This is a genomic window from Kitasatospora sp. NPDC043949 (assembly GCF_056435365.1).
The window spans coordinates 1-24,751 of sequence record NZ_JBWKEQ010000060.1; the positions used below are offsets into that span (position 1 = coordinate 1).

At 75.8% G+C, this 24,751-nt stretch carries 11 protein-coding genes and 1 pseudogene; 6 read left to right on the top strand and 6 right to left on the bottom strand.

The window, feature by feature from the left end; all coding sequences use genetic code 11:
• Nucleotides 1–93: 93 nt before the first annotated feature.
• From AC07AL_RS33225 to AC07AL_RS33245, 5 genes and pseudogenes are all read right to left on the bottom strand, one after another.
• A complete protein-coding gene (locus tag AC07AL_RS33225; protein ID WP_478319227.1) occupies nucleotides 94–804 on the bottom strand; it encodes a hypothetical protein in 711 nt (236 codons plus the stop codon).
• Nucleotides 805–1,004: 200 nt separating this feature from the next.
• Nucleotides 1,005–1,205 (bottom strand): MbtH family protein, encoded by a 201-nt coding sequence (locus AC07AL_RS33230; protein WP_478319228.1) that lies wholly within the window; start codon nucleotides 1,203–1,205, stop codon nucleotides 1,005–1,007.
• Nucleotides 1,206–1,254: 49 nt separating this feature from the next.
• Nucleotides 1,255–2,172 (bottom strand): annotated as a pseudogene (gene ddaH, locus AC07AL_RS33235) (dimethylargininase); the annotation flags it as partial.
• On the bottom strand, nucleotides 2,168–2,992 hold the full coding sequence (locus AC07AL_RS33240) for an ABC transporter permease (RefSeq protein WP_363624229.1): 825 nt from the start codon (nucleotides 2,990–2,992) through the stop codon (nucleotides 2,168–2,170). The pseudogene ddaH and the gene AC07AL_RS33240, both read right to left, overlap by 5 nt.
• An 83-nt stretch (nucleotides 2,993–3,075) precedes the next feature.
• The gene (locus AC07AL_RS33245) at nucleotides 3,076–3,987 is read right to left on the bottom strand and encodes an ABC transporter ATP-binding protein (protein ID WP_363375621.1); all 912 of its coding nucleotides are present in this window, start codon (nucleotides 3,985–3,987) and stop codon (nucleotides 3,076–3,078) included.
• Nucleotides 3,988–4,445: 458 nt separating this feature from the next.
• On the opposite strand from AC07AL_RS33245, the gene AC07AL_RS33250 reads away from it, so the two are divergent.
• On the top strand, nucleotides 4,446–4,922 hold the full coding sequence (locus tag AC07AL_RS33250; protein WP_363585491.1) for a GNAT family N-acetyltransferase: 477 nt from the start codon (nucleotides 4,446–4,448) through the stop codon (nucleotides 4,920–4,922).
• Between the two features lie 426 nt (nucleotides 4,923–5,348).
• A complete protein-coding gene (locus AC07AL_RS33255; RefSeq protein WP_478319229.1) occupies nucleotides 5,349–12,641 on the top strand; it encodes an amino acid adenylation domain-containing protein in 7,293 nt (2,430 codons plus the stop codon).
• Nucleotides 12,642–12,715: 74 nt separating this feature from the next.
• Here AC07AL_RS33255 and AC07AL_RS33260 read toward each other — a convergent pair whose 3' ends face one another.
• Nucleotides 12,716–13,549, bottom strand: a complete 834-nt coding sequence (locus AC07AL_RS33260) for a thioesterase II family protein (protein ID WP_380377381.1) — start codon at nucleotides 13,547–13,549, stop codon at nucleotides 12,716–12,718.
• Between the two features lie 311 nt (nucleotides 13,550–13,860).
• On the opposite strand from AC07AL_RS33260, the gene asnB reads away from it, so the two are divergent.
• From asnB to AC07AL_RS33280, 4 genes are read left to right on the top strand one after another with little or no spacing between them, the layout of a single operon-like run.
• A complete protein-coding gene (gene asnB, locus AC07AL_RS33265; protein WP_363585488.1) occupies nucleotides 13,861–15,744 on the top strand; it encodes an asparagine synthase (glutamine-hydrolyzing) in 1,884 nt (627 codons plus the stop codon).
• Nucleotides 15,741–16,484, top strand: a complete 744-nt coding sequence (locus tag AC07AL_RS33270; protein WP_331745473.1) for an aspartate/glutamate racemase family protein — start codon at nucleotides 15,741–15,743, stop codon at nucleotides 16,482–16,484. Before asnB ends, AC07AL_RS33270 begins: the two co-directional genes overlap by 4 nt.
• Nucleotides 16,481–18,268: a non-ribosomal peptide synthetase gene (locus tag AC07AL_RS33275; RefSeq protein WP_478319230.1), complete on the top strand. Its 1,788-nt coding sequence runs from the start codon at nucleotides 16,481–16,483 to the stop codon at nucleotides 18,266–18,268. The genes AC07AL_RS33270 and AC07AL_RS33275 overlap by 4 nt, the downstream gene beginning before the upstream one ends.
• Complete coding sequence (locus AC07AL_RS33280; protein WP_478319231.1) at nucleotides 18,265–24,750, top strand: amino acid adenylation domain-containing protein; 6,486 nt, start codon at nucleotides 18,265–18,267, stop codon at nucleotides 24,748–24,750. Before AC07AL_RS33275 ends, AC07AL_RS33280 begins: the two co-directional genes overlap by 4 nt.
• Nucleotide 24,751: the final 1 nt, after the last annotated feature.

Consider the following 24,751-nt stretch of genomic DNA (forward strand, 5'->3'; position numbering starts at 1 on the left):
CCCCCCCCCCCCCCCCCCCCCCCCCCCCCCCCCCCCCCCCCCCCCCCCCCCCCCCCCCCCCCCCCCCCCCCCCCCCCCCCCCCCCCCCCCCCGCTACTCCACCGGCGAAACGTGCAGCGCGGGAAGCGTTGGGGCCGTGGCCGATCGTCCCGTCAACTCGCGGTAATGGCGCACCCGGAACACCCCGGACAGGCTCGCCGTCACCGTCACGGCGACCGCCAGCCAAAGGGCAGCGCCCGCCATGGCGAGCACCCCGAAGACCCGGTCGACCGCCGTGAGGCCCAGGCCGAAGACCGCCACCGACGGAAGGAAGGACAACAAGACGGGCAGAGCGATCCAGGTCGAACTGCGCGCGGTGTCCCCGCCGCGGGCCCGGAACGCCTGCCGGGAAGTCCGCATCGCCTCACGGACCCCGATGCCGTCGATCATCATCGCCGGCAGTACCAGGTAGGAGGCCATCGCCCACGAGAGCCCGACCAGCAGCAGCGACCCGAAGAAGATCACCACCACCCCGACCAGTGCCCACACCACGATCGCCGGCAGCCGCCGCAGCGCCCGCCCGTAGCAGGCCCCGATCCCGACCGCCCGCCCCTGCATCGCGTCATCCGCCGCGACGACCAGCACCGCGTTGAAGAACGTGGCGCAGACCGCCACGACGAGGATCGCGACCACCACCAAGGCCACGTTCCCCAGGACGGCCCCCGACCACAGCCCCGTCACCCCCAAGGCGAGCGCCCCGACCAACCCGGCGAGCACCACGCCGGCGATCCCGGGCAGGAGCAGCAGCGCCTTGTGCTCCCACATCACCCGCGCCGATTCCCTGACCGGCCTCTCCGTGTACAACGTCCCACCCCAAAGGTTCTCAACCGGGCGCGGCCGGCCACTCCCGGGGCCCCTCCGGCAGCGCCAAGCACGCTTCCTGATCGGCCGATTCGTCGAACTCGTCGCGCAGCGGCCTCAGCAGGAACTCTGCCATCCCGTGGGGCAGCGGGGCGGGGCGGCGGTCAGTCGTGGGTCAGGGTTCGGGGGCGGATGTCGGGCCAGGTCTGCTCGATGTGGTCGAGGCAGGCCTGCCGACGCGCCGCGCCGAACACCGTCCTCCAGCCCTCGGGCACGGCGGCGAAGGCGGGCCAGAGTGAGTGCTGGCCCTCTCCGTTGACCAGGACCAGGTAGTCGGCGTCGGGGTCGTCGAAGGGATTCGTCACCACGTCGTCCTCTCGTGCTTGGTGAAAACCGGTGAGCTTGCCGGTGTGGTCAGCGGCCGCGCAGTTCCAGGGTGCAGCACTTGACGCTGCCGCCCGCCTTGAGGAGTTCGGTGAGGTCCACGCCGATCGGCTCGAAGCCGCGTCGGCGCAGTTCGCCGATCAGGTGGGTGGCCGACTCGGGGAGCAGGACGTGGCGGCCGTCGGAGAGCGCGTTGAGGCCGAAGACGGCGGCGTCCTCGGCGGTCGCCTGGATGGCGTCCGGGAACAGTTCGCGCAGTACCGCCCGGCTGCCGGGGGTGAAGGCCTCCGGGTAGTACATGATCTCGTCGTCGGAGAGGACGGCGAGCGCCGTGTCCAGGTGGTAGAACTCCGGGTCGACCAGGGTCAGGCTGGTCACGGGGACGCCGAAGAACTCCTGGGCCTCGGCGTGCGACCTCGGGTCGGTGCGGAAGCCCGTGCCGGCCAGCAGCCGACGGCCGGCCAGCAGGTAGTCGCCCTCGCCCTCGTTGATGTGCTCGGGCCACAGCAGTTCGGACCAGCCCTGCTCGCGGAACCAGGACAGGTAGGCCGGGCCCTCGGCCGTGCGCTCGGCGTGGCGGAAGCGCGCGCCCAGGACCTTCCCGTCGACCACGGTCGCGCCGTTGGCCGCGAAGACCATGTCGGGCAGTCCGGGCAGCGGGTCGATCTCCTCGACGGTGTGGCCGAGTTCGCGGTAGAGGTCGCGCAGCCTGGTCCACTGGGCGAGCGCGAGTGCGCCGTCGACCGGCTTTTCCGGGTGCATCCAGGGGTTGATGGAGTAGCTGACGCCGAAGTGGCTGGGCCGGCACATCAGGAAACGGCGCTGGCTTGCGACGCGGGCTGTCATCGGGGTGGTTCTCCTCGGTCTGCGTGCTGCGTGCTGCGTGCTGTGTGCTGCGTGGTGTTCGTGTTGCTCCGGAGGTCCGGGAAGGTCCGGGAGCCGTTCAGTCGACGAGCCGGCGGCGCATCCCGCGGACGGCCAGGAACCAGGCGAGGACGGCGAATGCGGCCAGGACGGCCCCGTGCAGGGCGTCGCCCGCCCCGAGCGTCCCGAAGGCGGCGTGGCGCACCAGCTGCGTGCAGTGGTAGATCGGGTTGACGGCCGCCACCCCCTGGACCCAGTCGGGCAGCCCGTCCAGCGGGAAGAACACGCCCGCGGCCATCACCAGCGGTGTGAGCACGCCGGACACCACGAGCCGCAGCCAGTCGATCGCCGGCACCAGGCAGGACACCCACATGCCGAGCAGGGCGAAGGCGAAGCCGGAGACCAGCGCCACCAGCGGCACCAGCAGCAGCTCCGGCCCCGGCGGCAGGCCGATGGCGAGGCAGACCAGCAGCGGCGCGGTGCCGTAGACGGAGGACTTGACGGCGATCCAGGACGCCTCGGCCGTGACCAGTTCCCAGACGTCGACGGGCTGGCACAGGACGGCGTCGTAGATCTTCTGGTACTTGCGGCGGTTGAAGCTCTCGAACATCCCGGCGAAGGCCGAGGCGAAGAGCACCGAGGTGACCACCATGCCGACGCCGACGAACTGCGGGTACGGGTGCCCCTGGACCGAGTCGATCAGCCGGCTGAAGCCGATGCCGAACCCGGTCATGTAGACCAGCGGCTCGATCAGCGAGCCGAAGGTGATGGCGGGCCAGTAGCGGCGGAAGAGCAGCAGTTCGCGCAGCCACACCGCCCGCATGGTCGGCCACAGGGCGGGCGGGAGGCCTGGGGCGGGACCGGTCTGGGCCTCGGTGCGGGGCATGGGCGTCGCCGTGGTCATCGGGTGTCCTCTCTGTGGGGGCGAGCAGGCGGGCGGGCAGGCGGCCGGTGGGCCAGGGGGGCGAGGGAGCGGCCGGCCCGGGCTCAGCCGAACAGCTCTCCGGTCAGCGCGACGAACACGTCCTCCAGGGAGGTCGGGCGCAGCACGTCCGGCGGTCCGAGACGCTCGCGCAGCTGCGCGGAGATCGTCTCGGCGCGCAGGACGGAGACCGCCGGCCCGGTCCGCCGGCTGGGCAGTCCGGCCCGGGCGGCCTCGGCCTCGACGAGTTCGCGCCGGGCCGCGTCGCCCCGGTACTCGGCGGCCTGCGCGCCCGCGTGCGCGCGCAGCAGTTCGGCGGGGGTGCCCCGGGCGATCACCCGGCCGCCGGTCACCACGGCCACCTCGTCGGCGAGCCGTTCCGCCTCTTCGATGTAGTGGGTCGACATGACCACCGTGGTGCCGCTCTCGCGCATCCCGTCGATGACGTCCCACAGGTCCTGCCGGATCTGCGGGTCCAGGCCCACGGTGGGCTCGTCCATGAGCAGCAGCCGCGGGTTGTTGACGATGCCCCGGGCCAGTAGGACCCGTCGGCGCATGCCGCCGGAGAGCGCGTCGGCGCGGGTGTTCGCGCGGTCGGTCAGCCGGACGGCGGCCAGCGCCTGGTCGACCGCCTCACGGTAGCGCTCGCGCGGCAGGGCCGTGAACCGGACGAAGACGTCGAGATTCTGGCGCACCGTCAGTTCGGGGTCGATGTTGTCGTGCTGCGGGACGACGCCGACCAGGGAGCGGGCGCGGCGGGAGTCCTCCGGCATCCGGTGCCCGAACACCTCCACGGTGCCCGCGTCCGCGCGGGTCTGCCCGGTGAGCATCCGCATGGTGGTGGACTTGCCCGCGCCGTTGGGCCCGAGCAGGCCCAGGAACATGCCGGGCGGCACTTCCAGGTCCAGGCCGCCCACCGCGGTGGTGGCACCGAACGTCTTGACCGCGCCGCTGATTCGGACGGCAGGAGTGTCCACGCGGGCGCTCCTTTCGGGGAGTCGGGGAAGGCAGGAGAAGCGCAGGGGATGTGCAGGGGATGTGCGGGGGAAGACGAGGGGAAGGCGGAGGAAGTCGGGCGAAGCCAGGGGAAGTTCGGCGTCGGGGAAGGTACAAGGGAAGTCGGGGAATGTCACCGCCCGGTGCGCCGAAATCCTCGCTCCCCGGGGGCCGGGCCCGCGCGATCATCTAACCGCAGAATCGACTTGTCAGGAACCTGCTTTCGGGGGTTCCCCTGTCCATGACCAGGTGTTAGGTTGCTCGAAGATCAATGCCGCCGGGACGCACTATGTCGGCCCATCCGGGGGGAAATTCGGCTCCATCGCCCGTAGTTCGCGACCGTAGCGTCGGTGTGCGACGGGTGCCGATCACGTATTCCTCCTTCGGTCGTCACCCGCGGCACCACCGCCCCTTCACACACCTGACCGAGGAGATGTGGATGCAGTCCGACGGACCGCTCACCGCGAACGTCCGCCTGCGGGCCGCGGTAGCCGAGGACGCCGGTGTCGTCACCGAGGTCTTCCTGGCCTCCCGCACCGCGACCATGCCGTACCTGCCCCGTCTGCACAGTGACGAGGCCACCCTGAGCTGGATCACCCACGTCGTGCTCCCGGACACCCGGGTGTGGCTGGCCGAGGAGGCCGGGACCGGGGCCGTGCTGGGCTTCGCCTCGCTCGACGGCAACCTGCTCGACCACCTCTACCTGCGCCCCGAGGTGCGCCGCCGCGGCATCGGGACCGTGCTGCTGGAGGCCGTCAAGTCGGCCAGCCCGCAGGAGCTCTCGCTGCACGTCTTCCAGAAGAACACCGAGGCGCGCGCCTTCTACGAGCGGCACGGCTTCGTCGTGGTGGACACCAACGACGGCAGCCGCAACGAGGAGAACGAGCCGGACATGACCTACCGCTGGACCGCGTGACTCCCGCCCGCACAGCGCGGTAGCCGGTACCCCCCCCCGCCGAGGGACGTCGGCGGGCCCCCGCGGCCCCGGAGCCCACAAGGACCCCCGGAGGCCACCACGGCCGGGGGCCCGCGACGGCCCCGGGACCCCCGGCGGCCCGCACACCACCACGGTCCGTGAATCACCGCGGTCCGCAGATCACCACGGCCCGCTCATCACCACGGCCCGCTCATCACAACGGCGGGGCTCGCCACGGCCTGAACTCACCACGGCCGCGGCCCCCGACGGCCCCGGGGCCCACGACGCCCCGCGACTCACCGTGGCCGCAACTCACCACGGCTCACCACGGCCGGGGCCCACAACGGCCAAGAGCCACCGGAAACCACCGTCCGGCCCGCCCGACCCACCCGGCCGGCGGGGCGGTTCCACCTGGAGGGATGCCCCGTGCTGGGCGAACACAGCCTGCCCGCGGAGACACCGCTGTCGTACGCACAGTTGGCGCTCTGGTTCAACGACCGCCTCCAAGGCGGCGACGCCTCGTACAACGTCCCGGTGGCGCTGCGGCTGACCGGCCCGGTCGACCACGAGGCGCTGCGGTGCGCCCTCGCCGACGTGGTGGAGCGGCACGCGGCCCTGCGTACCGTCTTCCCCGAGCGCGACGGCGTGCCGCGCCAGCACGTGCTGGCGATGGCCGAGCTGCCGCCGGTCCTCACCGTGGTGCCCGTCACCGAGGAGGAGCTGCCCGCCCTGATCGAGGCCGGGGCCGGGCACGTCTTCGACCTGGAGGCCGAGGCCCCGCTGCGGGTGCACCTGTTCGTGCTCGGCCCGCAGCAGCACGTGGTGCTCATGGTGCTGCACCACATCGCCGGCGACGGCTGGTCGCTGGCCCCGCTGGCCCGCGACCTGAGCACCGCCTACCTGGCCCGCAGCCAGGGCCGGGCGCCCGTCTGGTCCCCGCTGCCCGGCACGTACGCCGAGTACGCCGTGCGCCAGCACGCGAACCTCGGCGACCTGGACGACCCGCAGGGCCAGGGCGGGCGGCAACTCGCCTACTGGCGCCAGGCGTTGGCGGGCCTGCCGGACTTCCTGGAGCTGCCCACCGACCACCCCCGCCCCGCCGCGATGTCGCACCGGGGCGAGTACTTCCCGTGGGACCTCCCGGCCGAGCTGCACCGCGAGCTGCTGGCGCTGTCCCGCTCCTGCCGGGTCAGCATGTTCATGGTGCTCCAGGCGGCGCTGGCGACGGTGCTGACCCGGTCGGGGGCCGGTACGGACATCCCGATCGCCAGCCCGATCGCGGGCCGCACCGACGAGCGCTACGACGACGTGGTCGGCTACTTCGTCAACCCGCTGGTCCTGCGCCTGGACACCTCCGGTGACCCGACCTTCCGCGAGCTGCTCAAGCGGGTGCGCCGCACCGACCTCCAGGGCTTCGCCCACCAGGAGTTCCCGTTCGAGCGGCTGATCACCGCGCTCAACCCGCACCGCTCGCTGGGCTGGCACCCGCTGTTCCAGGTGATGCTGGCCTTCCAGAACACCCCCGAGGCCTCCCTCGCGCTGCCCGGCATCGAGACCGAGATCGCCGAGGCGGGCCCGGGCGGAGCGAAGTTCGACCTGTCCTTCAACATGCGCGAGGTGCACGACGCCGACGGCGCCCCGGCCGGGCTCGGCTGCTTCGTCGAGTACAGCACCGACCTGTTCACCCGCGCGGGCGCCGAGGCCCTGACCGCCCGGCTCGGCCGGCTGCTCGCCGCGGCCGCCGCCGACCCGGACCAGCGGATCGGCGAGTACGACCTGCTCGGCGCCGAGGAGCGGCTCGACCTGTTCGAGCGCGCCCACGGGCCCGCCCTGCCCTTCCCCGCGGTGCCGCACGACGACGCCCCCGCGGTGCCGCACGACGGTACCGCCACGATGACGCACGACGGCGCCCTCACCGCGACCCAGCACGGCGCCCCCGCGGTGACGTACCACGGCGCCTTCGAGGAGCGCGCCGCCCTGGAGGGCGAGGTCACGGCCCTCGTCGCCGAGGACGGCCGGTTCACCTTCGCCGAGGTCAACGAGCGCGCCAACCGGCTCGCCCGGGAGCTCGTGCGGCGCGGGGCCGGCCCCGAGCGCTACGTCGTCCTGGCGCTGCCGCGCACCACCGACCTGCTGATCGCGCTGCTCGCCGTCATCAAGTCGGGCGCCGCCTACGTACCGGTCAGCCCCGCCATGCCGCGCGAGCGGCTGGCCGGCATCCTCGCCGACGCCGCCCCGGTCTGCGTGCTCGCCACGGCCGCCGACGCCGGCCGGCTGCCGGACGGCGCGCCCGTCCTGGTGCTGGACGAGCCCGGGGCGCGGGCCGCCGTCGCCGCCCACCCCGGCGGGAACCTGACGGACGCCGACCGCACCGGCCCCACCGGCCCGGACGACCCGGCCTACGTCATCCACACCTCCGGCTCGACCGGCGTGCCCAAGGGCGTGGTGATCCCGCACGGCGGCCTCAGCAGCCTGATGCACCACCACCGCACCCGCATGGTCCGCCCGTCCGGCGGCCCGCAGGGCCGGCGGCTCCAGCTCGGCCTGGTCGCCTCGATCACCTTCGACACCGCCTGGGAGCCGCTGTTCTGGCTGCTGGAGGGCCACCCGCTGCACCTGCTGAGCGACGAGGTCCGGCTCGACCCGCAGGCCCTGGTCGGCTACGTCCGCCGGGAGCGCCTCGACTTCCTGGACCTCACCCCGACGTACGTCCCGGCGCTCACCGCCGCCGGCCTCTTCGCCGAGGGCCACCACCGCCCGGCCGTGCTGATGCTGGGCGGCGAGGCCGTCGGGCCGGCGCTGTGGACCGAACTCTCCGCCCTGCCGGACGTCGCGGTGTTCAACTACTACGGCCCGACCGAGTGCACCGTCGACGCGCTCGCCTGCTCCCTGGCGGACAGCCGCACCCCCGTCATCGGCCGCCCGCTCGACAACACCCGGGCGTACCTGCTGGACGACCTGCTGCGCCCCGTCCCGCTCGGCGTGCCCGGCGAGCTCTACCTGTCCGGGCCGCACCTGGCCCGCGGCTACCTGCGCCGCCCCGCCCTGACCGCCGAGCGCTTCGTCGCCGACCCGTACGGCCCGCCCGGCGCCCGGATGTACCGCACCGGCGACCTCGCCCGGATGCGCCGCGACGGCCAGGTGGAGTACCTCGGCCGGGCCGACGGGCAGATCAAGATCCGCGGCTTCCGGATCGAGCCCGGCGAGATCGAGGCGGTGCTGCTGCGCCACCCCGCGATCGTGCAGGCCGCCGTCCTGGCCCGGGGCGCCGGCGCCGAGGAGCGCCACCTCGCCGCCTACCTGGTGACCGAGGACGGGAACGCCCCCGACCTCGCCGAGGTGCGCGAGCTGCTGGCCGGGCAGCTGCCCGACTACATGATCCCGGCGGCCTACGCCGTCCTGGCCCGGCTCCCGCTCAACTCCAGCGGGAAGCTGGACGGTTCCGCTCTTCCCGAGCCCGGGCTGCGGGCCGCCACCGGCCGCTCCCGGGCCCCCCGGGACGCCCGCGAGGCCGCGCTGTGCGCGCTGCTCGCCGAGGTCCTCGGCGTGGCCGAGGTCGGCCCCGACGACGACTTCTTCGCGCTCGGCGGCCACTCCCTGCTCGCCACCCGGCTGGTCAGCCGGGTGCGCACCGCCCTGGGTGCCGAACTGCCCATCCGGGCGGTCTTCGAGAGCCCGACGGCCGCCGGGCTCGCCCGCGCGGTGGACGCCGGGCGATGTCGCCCGGCGCTGACGGCCGCCGCCCGCCCCGAGCGGATCCCGCTCTCGCACGCCCAGCGCCGGCTCTGGTTCCTCCAGCAGCTGGACCCGCACAGCGACGCGTACCACATCCCGCTGGCCCTGCGCCTGACCGGCGCCCTGGACCGGGACGCCCTCGCCGCCGCGCTGCACGACTGCGCCGCGCGCCACGAGGCCCTGCGCACCGTCTTCCCGCTCCCCCGCGGCGAGGACGCGGCTCCCCACCAGCGGATCCTCGCCCCGGAGCAACTCCCGCCGCTGCTACGGCACTCCGGCGCCGCCACGGTGACCGAGGAGGGCCTGGCCGAGGCCCTGCGCACCGCCGCCGCCCAGCCCTTCGACCTCGCGTCGGAGCCACCGCTGCGCGCCCACCTCTTCGCCCTCGCCCCCGAGCGGCACGTCCTGCTGCTGACGGTCCACCACATCGCCTGCGACGGCTGGTCGATGGGCCCGCTCGCCCGCGACCTGGGCGCCGCCTACCAGGCCCGGACGGCCGGCCGGGCCCCCGAGTGGACCGCCCTGCCCGTCCAGTACGCCGACTACACCCAGTGGCAGCTCACCCTGCTCGGGGACGACGAGGACCCGGGCAGCACCGCCGCCCGGCAGTGGCAGTACTGGAGCGGGGCGCTGGCCGGCCTGCCCGAGGAGATCGCGCTGCCGGTGGACCGGCGGCGCACCGCCGAGACCGGCCAGGAGGCCGGCCGGGTGCCGCTGCGGCTGAGCGGCGCGGACCACCGCGCCCTGGCGGAGCTCGCCCGGGCCGACGGCGCCAGCCTCTTCATGGCCGTCCAGGCCGGTCTGGCGGCGCTGCTCACCCGCCTCGGCGCGGGCACCGACCTGCCGATCGGCACCCCGATCGCCGGGCGCACCGACGAGGCCCTGGACGACCTGGTCGGCTTCTTCGTCAACACGCTGGTGCTGCGCACCGACACCGACGGGGACCCGGGCTTCCGGGAGCTGCTGCGCCGCGTCAAGGACGCCGACCTCGCCGCCTACGCCCACCAGGACCTGCCGTTCGAGCGGATCGTCGAGCTGGTCAACCCGGAGCGCTCCCCCGGCCGCCACCCGCTCTTCCAGGTCGCCCTGGTGATGGAGCAGGCGGGCGCCGCCGTGGAGATCCCCGGCCTCGACAGCGAGTTGCTCACCGCCGGCCCGGCGCCGGCCAAGTTCGACCTCACCGTCACCCTGGGCACGCCCGCCGGCCCGGACGACGAGCTGACCGGCGCCGTCGAGTACCGCGCCGACCTGTTCGACCGGGCCACGGTCGAGGCGATCGCCGGCTACCTGACGCGGCTGCTCGGCGCGGCCGCGGCCGACCCCGAGCGGCCGATCTCCCGGCTCGAACTGTCCGCCGAGGGCGAGCGGCCTCGGCTGCTGGAGCGCTCCGCCGGCGAGCGGCGGGAGCTGGCGCCGACCACGCTGGCCGCCCTGGTGTCGGCAGGGCTCGCCGCGCCGTCCGACACCCCCGCCCTGGTGTTCGAGGGCCGGGAACTCGGCCCGGCCGAGCTGGACCGCCGGATCGACGCGCTGGCCCGCCGGCTCGCCGCGGTCGGCGTCCGCCCGGGCAGCCGGGTCGCGGTGGCCGTGCCCCGCTCGGTGGAGCTCGTGGTGGCGCTGTGCGCCGTCCACCGCGCCGGCGGCGCCTACCTGCCGCTGGACCCGGACTACCCGGCCGACCGGCTCGCGTACATGCTGGCGGACGCCCGCCCGGCCGCGGTGATCGCCGCCCCGGAGCAGGCCGCCGCGCTGCGCCCCGCCGAGGGCGTGCCGTGCCTGTCACCGGAGGACCTGCCGGCGCCCGAGGGCGTCACGCCGACCGCCCCCGGCCCCGGGGACCCGGCCTACGTGATCTACACCTCGGGCTCGACCGGGCGGCCGAAGGGCGTGCTCGTCCCGCACCACGCCATCGCCAACCGGCTGCGCTGGGGCCAGGAGGAGTACCGGCTCGGCGCCCGGGACGGCGTCCTGCAGAAGACCTCGGCCAGCTTCGACATCTCGCTGTGGGAGTTCTTCTGGCCGCTGATCACCGGCGCCACCCTGGTGCTGGCGAAGCCCGACGGGCACCGCGACCCGGCCTACCTGGCGGAGCTGATCCAGCGCGAGGGCGTGAGCGTCGCCCAGTTCGTGCCGTCCATGCTGGACGTCTTCCTCCAGCACCCGCGGGCCGCCGAGTGCACCGGGCTGCGCCTGGTCGTGGCCAGCGGCGAGGCGCTGCCCGCGGCCACCGTGCGCCGGTTCCGGCAGGTGCTCCCGGGCGTCCGGCTGGACAACCTCTACGGGCCCACCGAGGCCACCGTGGAGGTGACGGCCTGGGAGTGCGGCCCGGCGGACGAGCAGGCGCACCCGGTGCCGATCGGGCGGCCGGTCTGGAACTCCGGCGGCTACGTCCTGGACACCGCCCTCAACCCCGTCCCGCCGGGCGTGCCGGGCGAGTTCTACCTGACCGGCGAGCAGCTCGCGTACGGCTACCTCGGCCGCTCGGCGCTCACCGCCGAGCGCTTCGTCGCGGACCCGCACGGCGCGCCGGGCACCCGGATGTACCGCACGGGCGACCTGGCCCGCCACCGCCCCGACGGCGTGGTGGAGTACCTGGGCCGGGTGGACAGCCAGGTGAAGCTGCGCGGCCACCGGATCGAGCTCGGCGAGATCGAGACCCGGCTCGGCGAGCACCCGGCGGTCACGGCCTGCGCCGTCGCCGTGCGCGAGGACCGGGCCGGCGCCGTACGGCTGGTCGCGTACGTGGTGCCGGACGGCGCCGCGCAGCCGCCCACGGCCGCCACGCTGCGCGCCCACCTGCGCGGCCACCTGCCCGACCACATGGTGCCCACCGCCTACGTGCTGCTCGGCGCGCTCCCGGTGACGGCCAACGGCAAGCTGGACCGCCGGGCGCTGCCCGAGCCGCAGACCCACGTCGAGAGCCGGGCCCGGGAGCCGCGCACGCCGGCCGAACGCACGCTGGTCGCGGTCTTCGCCGAGCTGCTGGGCGTGCCCGCGGTCGGCCCGGAGGACGACTTCTTCCTGCTCGGCGGCCACTCGCTGCTGCTGATCCGGCTGGTCGAGCGCATCCACGCGGAGTTCGGCGTCGACCTGCCCGTGAAGACGCTGTTCGAGGCGCCGACCCCGGCCGCGCTGGCGCAGCGGCTGACCGGGCAGCGGCCCGGGCGCGCCGACGCCCCCTTCGAACCGCTGCTGGCGCTGCGGGCCGCGGGCGGCCGGGCACCGCTGTTCTGCGTCCATCCGGTGACGGGCGACGGCCTCGGCTTCATCGGCCTGCTGCGCGGGCTCGACCCGGACCAGCCGGTCTACGCCTTCCAGGGCATCGGCACGGTCGGCGGCGGGGAGCGGCCGGCCGACGTGGACGGCCTGGCGCGGGAGTACCTGGCGCGGATGCGCGCCGTCCAGCCGCACGGCCCCTACCGGGTGCTCGGCTGGTCCTTCGGCGGGCTGGTCGCGCACCAGATCGGCGTGCTGCTGCGCGAGCAGGGCGAGCAGGTCGACCTGGTCGCGCTGCTGGACAGCCATCCGGCGCCGCCGGACGCCGGGGAGGTCACCGACACCGCCGTGCTGGCCGAGCTGCTGACGGCGACGGGCGCGCCCGCCGCCGAGGTCGCGGCCGTCCTGGCGCAGCAGTGGCGGCCCAAGCCCTCGGAACTCCTCGACCGGCTGGCCGTGGCGCTGCGCGAGGCCGCGCCGCGCGACGAGGACGAGCTGGCGGTGTTCCTCGACTCCTGCCGCTACCACGCCGGGCTGATGGCGGCGTGGACCCCGGGGGTGCTCGACGCGCCGCTGACCACCTTCACCGCGACCGGCGACCACCGGCCGCAGCAGACGGTGGCCGTCTGGTCGGCCCACACCACCGGGCCGGTGGCCGACCACCCGCTCGCCGCCCGGCACCTGGACCTCGCCGACGCCGGGCCGATCGACGAGATCGCCCGGGTCGTCGCCGCCGTCCTGCGACGGGCCGACGAGGGCCGGCGATGACGGTCCGTCCGGAGCGTTCCGGACGGACCGCCACCCGCCGCCCGGCCCCGTCGTACGGAACCGGGCGGCCGGGGTCAGGCGCCCGGCGCCCGGCCCTCCTGGGGGCCGTCCGCGGTGTCCAGGCACGCCCGGGCCTGCGCCGCGAGCTCCGCGAGCACCTCGGCCCGCTGCTGGTGCAGGAAGAAGTGGTCGCCCGGCAGGATGCGGTGGCGGAAGCCGGCCGCCGTGGTGGACCGCCAGCCGGTGATCCACTCCGGTCCGGCCATCAGGTCGTCGGCGCCGCCGAGCGCCAGCACCGGGCAGGGCAGCACGGTCGGCCGGATCCGGTCGTTGTACTCGCCCAGCAGGGTGACGTCGGCCCGGAGCACCGGCAGGATCATCTGCATCAGGTCGGCGAACTCCAGCACCTCGGCCGGGGTCCCGCCGAGGCCGACGATGCGCTCCAGGAGTTCGTCGTCGGTGAGTCCGTGCAGCCGGGTGACGTCCGGCGTGCCGGGCGCCCGGCCGCCGGAGACCACGAGGGACAGCGGCAGCGGCCGCGCCTCGGCGGCGAGCCGGCGGGTCGTCTCGTAGGCGATCCGGGCGCCCATGCTGTGGCCGAAGAGGATGAACGGTTCGTCCGCCGGGCGGCTCGCCAGCAGGGCGAGCAGGCCGTCGACGACCTCGTCCATGACGGCCGACGGCGGCTCGGCGAGGCGGGTGCCCCGGCCCGCCAGTTCCACCGGAACGATCGTCAGGCCCGGCTGCTCGCCGGACCGGGCCCACGGCAGGTAGGCGCTCGCGGAGCCGCCGGCGTGCGGCAGGCAGTAGACGCGCACGGGCCCGGACCGCCCGTTCGGCGCGGCGTCCCGGTGCCACGGCGTCCATCGGGCCACCTCGTCGTGCTGTACGGCGGACGAACCGGTCATCGCTGCTCCTTTTTCTTCCCCAGTCAATTACGCGAAGCCTGAACAGGCCTCCCGCACGACTTTATGCGGTAATTCACGGGTTGGTCCAGCCCGTATTCCGGCATGCCCCGAGAAGGTCCAACCGGGCGATGCCGCAGCTCAGTTGTGCCCTGAAATAGTTGGTTGGCGCATAAGGATCTTGAGTCTTTCCCGGAACACCGAGCTCTGTTACGGTGCTCCTCGTCCGGGTTTCTTTCGGATATTTCCAGAGTATTTCGATCGGCGAGTTCCGACGACGAGTTCCGAACGCACGACGGGAGAGGGCGGACAGAATGTGCGGAATAACCGGCGTATTCGTCCTGGGCGGCGGTCGCCCGGCCGATGCCGCCGTGGTCCGGGAGATGACGGCGTGCCTGGTGCACCGCGGCCCCGACGACGACGGCCACTACGCCACGGACGGCCTGTGCCTGGGCTTTCGCCGGCTGGCCCTGAACGACCTCGCCGGCGGCAACCAGCCGCACCGCACCGAGGACGGCACCCTGGTCTCGGTCTGCAACGGCGAGATCTACAACCACCGCGAGCTGCGCACCGCGCTGAGCCGCCGCGGCCACCGGTTCCGCACCGAGAACGACACCGAGGTGCTGCTCCACCTGTACCGCGAGTACGGCGAGGACCTGACGGCCCACCTGGACGGCCAGTTCGGCTTCGCGCTGCACGACGGGACCGCACAGCGGCTGCTGCTCGCCCGCGACCGGGCCGGCATCGTCCCGCTCTTCTACACCGTCGCCGACGGCCAGCTGATCTTCGCCTCCGAGATCAAGGCGATCCTGCGCCACCCGGCCGTCAGCGCCCGGGTCGACCTGCGCGGCCTCGACCAGGTGCTGACGCTGCCCGGACTGGTCAGCCCGCGCACCATGTTCGAGGGCATCAGCGCCCTGCGCCCCGGCGAGCGGCTGATCGCCGACCGCTCCGGCGTGCGCACCGAACGGTACTGGGACCTCGACTTCCCGCTCGCCGCCGACCTCGACCCGGTGGCCCCCGAGGCCCTGGACCGGGAGCTGGAGCGGTACGCCCACCGCACCGCCGAACTGCTCGACGGGGCCGTGCGCAGCCGGCTGCTCGCGGACGTGCCGATCGGCATGTACCTCAGCGGCGGCCTCGACTCCAGCCTGATCGGCGCCCTGATGGCCCGGGCCCGGCCCGGCCACGCCTGGCCCAGCTTCTCCGTCACCTTCCCCGGCCGCGACTTCGACGAGGGCCCGCACCAGCGGCTGGTCGCCGCCAAGCTGGGCACCGAGCACCACGAAGTCCCGGTCGGCGAGCACGAGGTGGCCGAGCGGATCACCGCGATGGTGCGCCACGCCGAGGCACCCGTGCGCGAGTCGTACAACGTCTGCTCGCTGGCGCTGTCCGAGGCCGTCCGCGCCGCCGGGACGGTCGGCGCGCTCAGCGGCGAGGGCGCCGACGAGCTGTTCGGCGGCTACCCCGGCTACCGCTTCGACGCCACCGGGCTCGGCGGCAGCCGGCTCACCGGCCTGGACGCCCGGCTGGAGCGCGAGATCCGCGAACGGATGTGGGGCGTCGACCTCGGCTACGAGCAGGACCAGCTGCCCGCCCAGGAGTTCCGCCGCGAGCTGTACGCCGAGGACCTGGCTTACGGGCTGGACGAGTTCTCCGTCACCAACCAGCGCCTGGTCGACCCCGAGCGGCTGTCCGGGCGCCACCCGCTGCACCAGCGCTCCTACCTCGACTACCACCTGCGGCTCGCCGACCACCTGCTCGGCGACCACGGCGACCGGATGGCCCTGGCCAACGGCGTCGAGCTGCGCTTCCCCTTCCTGGCGAACGCGGTGGTCGACCACGCCACCACGCTGCCACCGGAGTTGATGCTCGCCCACGGCCGGGAGAAGGCCGTGCTGCGCCGGGCGGCCGAGGGGCTGGTGCCCGGCGAGGTGCTCAGCCGGCAGAAGTACGGATTCCGCGGCCAGACCAGCAGCCACCTGCTGAGCACCGGCGCCGACTGGTTCGAGGAGCTGGTCTCCCCCGCGACCGTCCGCCGCCAGGGCTACTTCGACCCGGACACCGTCGCCGCCCTGACGCAGCGTCAGCGCGGCGACGGCCAGCAGGTGCACGCCCACCTGGACACCGACTACCTGATGCTCGTCGCGACCTTCGCCCTCTTCGTCGAGGAGTTCGATCTGCCGTGCCTGGGATGACCGCCACAGCCGCCGGGCCGATCGCCGACCCCGGCACCCGCCCGCGCCACCCGCTGGTCGGGGTGGTCGGCGGCATGGGCCCGCTGGCCTCCGTCGAACTGCTGCGCACCGTCTACCGGGCCTGCCGGCTCCACCCCGAGCAGGACACCCCCCGGGTGCTGCTCTGGTCCGACCCGGCCGTGGTGGACCGCACCGAGGCCATCGGCAGCGGCGAACTCGACGAGCTGCGCCGCGCCGTGGAGTCCTCGCTGCGCGGCCTGCTGGCCGCCGGCGCGGAACGCGTGGTGATCGCCTGCATCACCGCCCACCACGTGCTCGGCGACCTGCCGGCCGACCTCGCGGCGCGCTGCGTCTCGCTGGTCGACGTGGTGCACGAGGAACTGGCCGCGGCCGGCGAACCGCACCTGCTGCTCTGCTCCTCCGGCACCGCCCGGGCCGGCATCCTCACCTCGGGCGCCGCCGGGGCCCGGGCCGCTGGCCAGCTGGTGGCGCTGCGCCCACCGGACCAGGAGGCGCTGCACCGGGAGATCCACCGCCTCAAGCGCGGCGAGGACCCGGCCCGCACCATCGACTTCCTGCGCGAGACCCTGCCCCGCTACGGCGTGCGGGCCTTCGTCGCCGCCTGCACCGAGCTGCACCTGGTCACCAGGGCGATCGAGGACGCCGGTCTGAGCGAGGCCCTGCCCTCCCTCGACCCGCTGACGGTCGTGGCCCACCGGATCATGAACGGAGAGTTGTGAGCCACACGAGCATCCTCGACCGCTGGGCCGACCAGGTCGAGCGCCGAGCCGCCGCCCCCGCCCTCGCCACCGCCGAGCGGGTCTGGAGCCACCAGGAGCTGGCCGGGCTGGCCGCCGGCCTGCGCGACCGCCTCGCCACCGGCACCGGCCCGGTCCTGGTTGCCTGCGCGGACCCCGTCCCGGTGGTCGCGGCGATCCTCGCCTGCGCCGCCACCGGCCGCCCGTTCGCCCCGGTGGACACCCGCCAGCCCGCCGCCCGCTGGACGGCCCTGCTGGAGGACCTCCGGCCGGGCACCGTGCTCGCCGACGCCGCCGGCCGCTCCGCGCTGGCCGCCGCCGGGCCGGGCCCGACCGTCGCCGGGCAGCACCTGGCCGTCGCCGGACAGGGCGAACTGCCGCTGCTCGCCGCCGAGTCGATCACCCCGCTGCCCTGGGCGGCCGACGACTGGACCGGCATCAGCGGCCCCGACGCCGGCTACGTCTACTTCACCTCGGGCACCACCGGCCGCCCCAAGGGCATCCGGGGCAGCTTCGAGGCGGTCGCGCACTTCCTGGACTGGGAGATCGCCGAGTTCGGCATCGCCCCGGGCACCCGGATCTCCATGCTCACCTCCCCCGGCTTCGACGCCTTCCTGCGCGACGCCCTCGTCCCGCTGTGCGCCGGCGGCACCGCCGTGCTCCCGGCGCCCGGCGCCATCCCCGTCGGCGCGGCCCTGGCCCGCTGGCTGACCGAGCAGCAGGTCGACCTGCTGCACTGCGTGCCCACCGTGTTCCGCACCCTGCGCGCCGCCGGGCTGGCCGCCGACTCCCTGCCGCGGCTGCGCAGCGTGCTGATGGCCGGGGAGCCGGTCCGCCCCGCCGACATCGCCTGGTGGCGGGCCCTGTTCGGGGACGGCAAGGAACTGGTCAACCTCTACGGGCCGTCCGAGACCACCATGACCAAGGTCTTCCGCCGGCTCACCGCCGAGGACGCCGAGGCCGAGACCGTCCCGGCCGGCCACCCGATGCCCGGGGTCGAGATCGCGGTGCTGTTCGGCGGACGCCCGGTGGTGGACGCGATCGGCGAGATCGAGATCCGCACCCCGTTCCCGCTGCGCGGCTACCTGGGCGACGCGGCCGGCGGCTTCGCCGCACCGGACCGGTACCGCACCGGCGACCTCGGCCGCCTCGGCGCCGACGGCACCCTGGAGGTCCTGGGCCGCCGCGACCAGCAGGTCAAGGTGAACGGCGCCCGGGTCGAACTCGGCGAGATCGAGGACCTGCTGCGCCGCCACCCCGCGGTGGCGGACGTCTGCGCCGCCCTGGTCGAGGAGGCCGACGGCGAACCGGTGCTCTGCGCCTACCTGGTCGCCGACGGCGCCACCGACGAGGAACTGCGCGCGCACGCCGCCGAGGGCCTGCCCGCCCCCGCCCGCCCCGCCCTGTACCTGCGGCTCGCCGCGATCCCGCGCACCCTCAGCGGCAAGGCCGACCGGCGGGCGCTGCCCAGCCCGGCCGCCGCCCTGGCCGGGCGCACCGGCGAACAGCCGCTGGACGGCCTGGAGGCCGGCATCGCCGAGCTGTGGCGCGAGCTGCTGCACGTGCCCGCCGTCGGCCGGCACGACGACTTCGCCCTGCTCGGCGGGGACTCGCTGGGCATCGCCCGCCTGCTGGACGGACTGCGCACCCGCTTCGGCGTCGAGGTGCCGCTGCGGGTGTACGTCGGCGACCCGACCGTCGCCGGGCTGGCCGCGGCCGTCGCCGCCGGCCGCGCGGACGCCTCGCCGGAGGGCGGCCGCCGATGAGCCGCGACACCTCCCTGCCGCTGCGCGGCGACCGCGCCCGCGCGCCGCTGTCCTACGCCCAGCGGTCCATCTGGCGGGCCGAGCAGGTGCTGCCCGGCACCGCCCTGCACAACGAGAGCGCCGCCTTCCACGTCAGCGGCCCGCTGGACGTGGCCGCCCTGGAACGGGCGCTGGCCGCCGTCGCCCGGCGGCACGAGGTGGTGCGCTGCGCCGTCGCCGCCGACGGGGCGGGCGAGCCGTGGCAGCTGTTCGCCGACCTGGTCCGCCCCGCCGTCGAGACCGTCGACCTGACCGGCGTCCCCGAGGGCGAGCGCGCGGACCGGCTCGCCGAGTTCACCGCCCGCGCCGTGGCCGTGCCCTTCGACCTGGCCCGGCCCCCGCTGATGCGCACCCAGCTGTTCCTGCTGGGCGGCGGCCGCTCGCTGCTGCTGTTCACCGCCCACCACATCGTGGTCGACGCCTGGGGCTTCGGCGTCTTCCTGGAGTCGCTGGCCGCCTGCTACGCCGCCGAACTCGGCGGCGAGGCCCCGGACCCGGCCCAGGAACCGGCCGCCGGACCCGACTTCGGCGACTTCGCCGCCTGGCAGCGCGGCGACGACAGCGACACCAGCCACGCCGGCGGAATCGATCACTGGCAGACCCGGCTGGGCGGCGAACTGCCCACCGCCGACCTGCCGTCCGACGTCGGCCCCGGCGGTGACCCGGCGGCCGGCGCGCTGCACCACTTCACCGTCCCCGCCGAACTGGCCGCCCGGCTCAGCGCCTTCGGCCGGGGCGAACTGGCCAGCCTGTCCACCGTGCTGCTCACCGCCTTCTGCGCCACCGCCGCCCGCTGGACGGGCCAGGACGACCTGGTGGTCGGCATGCCGGTGGCGACCCGCGGCCGCACCGCCCTCGCCGGCGTGGTCGGACCGCTGCTCAACCTCGTCGCCCACCGCAGCGACCTCGGCGGCGAGCCGAGCTTCCGGCAGGCCCTGGCCCGCACCCGCCGGCACCTGAAGGCCGACCTGCGCCACCGCGACACCCCCTTCGACCTGGTCCTGGAGCGGCTGGGCCGGGCCGCGGGCGGGCGCACGCCGCTGTTCCAGCTGATGTACTCCTTCCACAGCGGCCCCACCACCACCCTGGAGCTGCCCGGCGTCACCACCGCCCCGGCGCCCTCGCACAGCGGCACGGCCAAGTACGACCTGACCTTCTTCCTGCGCCCGCGCCCCTCGGGCGCGCTGGACGCGACGCTGGAGTACCGCACGGCGCTGCTCGCCCCCGAGACGGCGGCCGACTTCGCGGACTCGCTGCTGTGCCTGCTGGAGGCCGCCGCAGCCGACCCGGACCGGCCGCTGGCCGAGCTTCCGGTGCTCTCCGAAGGCCGGCGCCGGCGCGTCCTGGTGGATTTCAACCGGGCGCCCGACGCCGAGCGCGCCTGGGCCACCGTGCCCGAGGCGCTGCGCGAACTCGCCCGGCAGGACGGCGCCGCACCGGCCGTCGAGTCACCCGGCCGCGCGTTCAACCGGGCCGCGGCCGACGCGGCCGCCGACCTGGTCGCCCGCCGGCTGGTGGCCCGGTACGGCGTGGCGCCCGGCGACCGGGTGGCCCTGCGCGTCGAGCGCGGCGCGCAGCTGGTGCCGCTGATCGTCGGCATCTGGCGGGCCGGGGCCGTGCTGGTCCCGCTGGACGAGGCCATGCCCGCCGCGCGGGCCGAGCACGTGCTCGCCGACAGCGGCGCCCGCCTGCTGATCGGCGACCCCGCCGAGGGGCTGCCCGCCGCCGACCCGGCCGCGCTGCTCGACGAGGGCCCGGACGCCGGGACCGGGCAGCCGCTGCCCGGCGCCGGCCCCGAGGACCTCGCGTACCTGATGTACACCTCGGGCTCCACCGGGCTGCCCAAGGGCGTGGCGGTGCCGCACGGCTGCGTCGCCAACCTGCTGCACAGCGTGGTCCGCGTCGAGCCGGGCCTGCGGGCCGACGACACCCTGCTCGCCGTCACCTCGATCACCTTCGACATCTCCGTCCTGGAGCTGTTCGCCCCGCTGCTGGCCGGCGGCCGGGTCGTGGTCGCCCCGCGCGAGAGCGTCCGCGACGCCGAGGCGCTGGGCGCGCTGCTGGAGCGCAGCGGCGCCACCGTCATGCAGGCCACCCCCTCGCTCTGGCGCGGGCTGCTGGACGGCGGCTGGGCGGGCCGGCCCGGGCTGCGGGCGCTGTGCGGCGGCGAGGCCCTGGACGCCGACCTCGCGGATCGGCTGCTGGCTCGCTGCGCCGGGCTGTGGAACCTGTACGGGCCGACCGAGACGACCATCTGGTCCACCGTCGGGCGGGTGCTGCCCGGCGAGGGCGTCACGGTGGGGCGCCCGGTGGCCGGCACCGTCTGCTACGTCCTGGACCGGCGGCTGCGGCCGGTGCCGCGCGGGGCCGTCGGCGAGCTGGTGATCGGCGGGGCCGGCGTCAGCGCCGGGTACCGCAACCGCCCGGAGCTGACCGCCGCCGCCTTCGTCGCCGACCCGGTCGACCCGGCCGGCGGCACCGTCTACCGCACCGGCGACCTGGCCCGCCACCTGCCGGACGGCCGGATCGTCGTGCTCGGCCGGGCCGACCAGCAGGTGAAGATCCTCGGTCACCGCATCGAGGTCGGCGAGGTGGAGTCCCTGCTCGCCGCCCACCCCGAGGTCCGCCAGGCGGCGGTGGTCGTGGACCGGGGGCAGCCCGCCGGGCCCCGGCTGGTCGCCTTCGTCACCGCCCGCACCGGGGACGACGGACTGCCCGACCGCCTGCGCCGGCACCTGCGCGAGCGGCTGCCCGCCGCCGCCGTCCCCGGGGTGATCGCCCCGCTGCCCGCGCTGCCGCTCAACACCAGCGGCAAGGTGGACCGGCCGGCGCTGCTGCTGCGCGCCGGGGAGCTCTCCGCCGCCCGGCGCAGCGCACCGGTCACCGAGGCCGAGCGGGCCGCCGTCGCGCTCTGGGCGGAGGTCCTGGGCCTGCCGCCCGAGCGGGTCGGCACCACCGACGACTTCTTCGCCGCCGGCGGCAACTCCATCGCCGCGACCCGGCTGCTCGGCCGGGTCCGGGCCCGCTTCGGCGCCGCGCCCTCGCTCGCCGAGTTCTACACCGACCCCACCCCCGCCTCCCTGGCGCGGGTGCGGCCCGCCGCCCCGGCGCCCGCCGTCCGGACGGCCGGGCCGGCCCCGGACGCCGTCCCGATGACCGACCAGCAGCGCCAGTTGTGGCTGCTGCACCGCCTGGCCCCCGACTCGCCCGCCTACCACCTGCCGGCCGCGCTCGACCTGACCGGCCCGGTGGACGAGGCGGCCCTGACCGGGGCACTCGGCGACCTGACCGCCCGGCACCCGGTGCTGGCCGCCCGCTGCGAGCTGCGCGAGGACGGCCCGGTGCTGGTCCTCGCGCCGCCCGCCGCACCGGCCCTGGCCGTCCTGGACGCGGCGCCCGAGGAGGTGCCCGAGCTGGCCCGGGCGGAGGCGGTGCGCCCCTTCGACTTGGCCGGTGAGCCGCCGCTGCGGCTCACCCTGGTGCGCACCGGCCCCGAGCGCTCGGTGCTGCTGTGCACCGCGCACCACCTCGCGGTCGACGGCTGGTCGATCGGCGTGGCCGTGCGCGAGCTGGCCGCGCTGTACGCCGCCCGCCTCGGGCTGGCCGAGCCGCCGCCCGCGCTCGACCTGGACGTCGCCGGCTACGCGGCCGACTGCGCCGACGAGGCGGGCCTGAGGCTGCGCCAGGAACACCTGGAGTACTGGCTGAAGCGGCTCGACGGGCACCCCGGCGTGCTCGACCTGCCCGCCGACGCACCGACCCGGGCGCGGCCGACGGGAGCCGGCGAGACCCTGCCGGTGGCGCTCGCCCCGGAGCTGACGGCCGCGCTGCGCGAGGGCGCCGCCCGGCTGCGCACCACGCCCTTCACCCTGCTGCTCGCCGTGTACGCGGCGCTGCTGGGCCGCTACGCGGGCAGCGACGACGTGCTGGTGGGCGTGCCCGTCGCCAACCGCGACCGGCCCGAACTGGAGTCGCTGGTCGGCTCGTTGGCCAACACCCTGCCGGTGCGCGTGGACCTGGCCGGGGCGCCGTCCTTCGCCGAACTCGCCGCCCGCACCGGGCGGGCGCTGGCGGGCGACCTCGGCCGTCCGCTGGTCGCCTTCGACCGGCTGGTGGCCGGCCTCGGCCTGCCCCGCGACCCGGGCCGCCCGACCCTGGTCCAGGCCTCGCTGGTGTTCCAGGACGCGCCGCCGGCCGACGTCCGGCTGGGCGCGGCCGCCGGCGTGCTGCGCCAGGTCCCCACCGGGGCGGCCAAGTACGACCTGACCCTGGCCCTGGACGAGCGCGCCGACCGGATCGCCGGCGCCCTGGAGTACGCCACGGACCGCTTCGGCCCGCAGTTCGCGGACCGCTTCGCCCGGCACTTCCACGTCCTGCTGCGGGCCGCCCTGGCCTCGCCGCAGGCCCCCCTCGACGCCGTCGAGCTCACCGACCCCGCTCTGCCCGCCCCGCGCCCGGCCCGCCCCGCGGGCGAGGCGCGCGCCGGGCACGCCGTCTCGGTGTCCGAGCTGTTCCGGGCCCGGGCCACCGCCCGTCCGGACGCCCCCGCGATCCGGGCCGAGGGCGTGACGGTCGGCTACCGGCAGCTCGACGTCTGGAGCGACCGGATCGCGTCCCGGCTGCTGGAGCGCGGCGCCGCCCCCGGCCGGTTCGTCTCGGTGCTGCTGCCCGCCGGCCCGGTGCAGAGCGCCGCGATCCTCGGCGTCGCCAAGACCGGGGCCGCCTTCGCGGTGCTCGACCCGGCCGACCCGGACGCCCGCCTGACCGCGCTGCTGGCCGACGCCGAACCGGTGTGCCTGCTGGCCGCCGAGAGCACGCTCGCCCTGCACCCCGAACTGCGGGAAGGCGTCGGGCACTTCGCCGACGTCCCGGTCGAGGCCGTCGACCCGCGGGTACCGGCCGCCGACGAGCCCGCGGGCCCCGCCCCGGCCGCCTCACCCGCCGGCCCCGGCGACCCGCTCTGCCTGGTCTACACCTCCGGCTCCACCGGCACGCCCAAGGGCATCGCCCTGCCGCACGCGGCGCTCGCCCAGTTCGCCCACTGGCAGCGCGAGCACTTCGGCATCCGGTCGGACAGCCGGATCGCCCAGTGGGCCCCGTTCACCTACGACGCCGCGTACACCGAGGTGTTCGCCGCGCTCTGCTCGGGCGCGGTGCTCTGCCTGCCGCCGCAGGGGCTGCGCCGCGACCCGCTCGCGGTGGCCGGGTGGCTGCGGGCCGAGCGGATCACCCAGATCCAGACCGTCCCGGCCTTCTTCCAACTGGTCACCGAGGCGCTGGACGCCACCGGATCGCACCTGCCGGACCTCGCCCACGTGCTGATGGCCGGCGAGGTGCTCCCGGTGGCCCTGGCCGCCGCCTGGGCGCACCGCCCCGACCGGCCGCGGCTGCACAACCTCTACGGGCCCACCGAGTGCGTGCTGGCGACGCACCGCGAGCTGGCGCCGGGCGAGGAGTTCCCGGCCGGGGTACCGATCGGCAGCCCGATCCCGGGCCGCGAGGCGGTGGTCCTGGACCGCCGGGGCCGGCTCTGCCCGGTCGGCGTGGTCGGCGAGATCCACCTGCGCAGCGACTTCCTGGCCGGCTCGTACCACCGCAGGCCCGAGGAGAGCGCCCGGGCGTACGTCGCCGACCCCTGGCAGGCCGGGGGCCAGCTGTACCGCACCGGGGACCTGGGCCGCCGCCTCCCGGACGGCGAGCTGGCGTTCGTCGGCCGGATCGGCAGCCAGCTGAAGATCCGCGGCAACCGGATCGAGCTGGAGGAGATCGAGGCGCTGCTGGAGCTGCACCCCGGGGTCCGCGAAGCGGCCGCCGCCGCGCACGGCCAGGGCGGGGCCCGCCGACTGGTCGGCTACGCCGTCGCGGCGCCCGGGGTCACCGGCGCCGAGCTGCGGGCGCACCTGGCCGAGCGGCTCCCGGCCGCGGTCGTACCGGACACCGTGCTGCTGCTGGACGCGCTGCCCAGGACGCGCACCAACAAGCGCGACCGGGCCCGGCTGCCGCTGCCCGGGGCCGCCGCCCGGCCCGCCGACGCTGCCCCGCTGGCCGGGGTCGAGCAGCTCGTCGCCGACGCCTGGCGCCAGTTGCTGGGCGGCGGCCCGGTCGGCCGGCACACCAACTTCTTCGAGGCCGGCGGCGACTCGCTGCTGGCCGCCCGGCTCCAGCTGGAGCTGGCCCGCCGCCTGGAGCGGCCGGTCCGGCTGGTGGACGTCTTCGGGCGGCCCACCATCGCCGAGTTCGCGGCCGGCCTCACCGAGGGCGCCGCCCCGGACGGCCGAGCCGCCGCCGGGACCGCCGAGCCGCGCGGCGAACGCCGCCAGAGCGCCGTCCGGGCCCGCGCCAGGGCCCGCCGCGAGGCCCGGGACCGGGCCGAGGGCCCGGCCGCCGACCAGCACACACCGGCCGGGCCGACGACCCGGACCGCACCGACAGGGAGGGACTGAC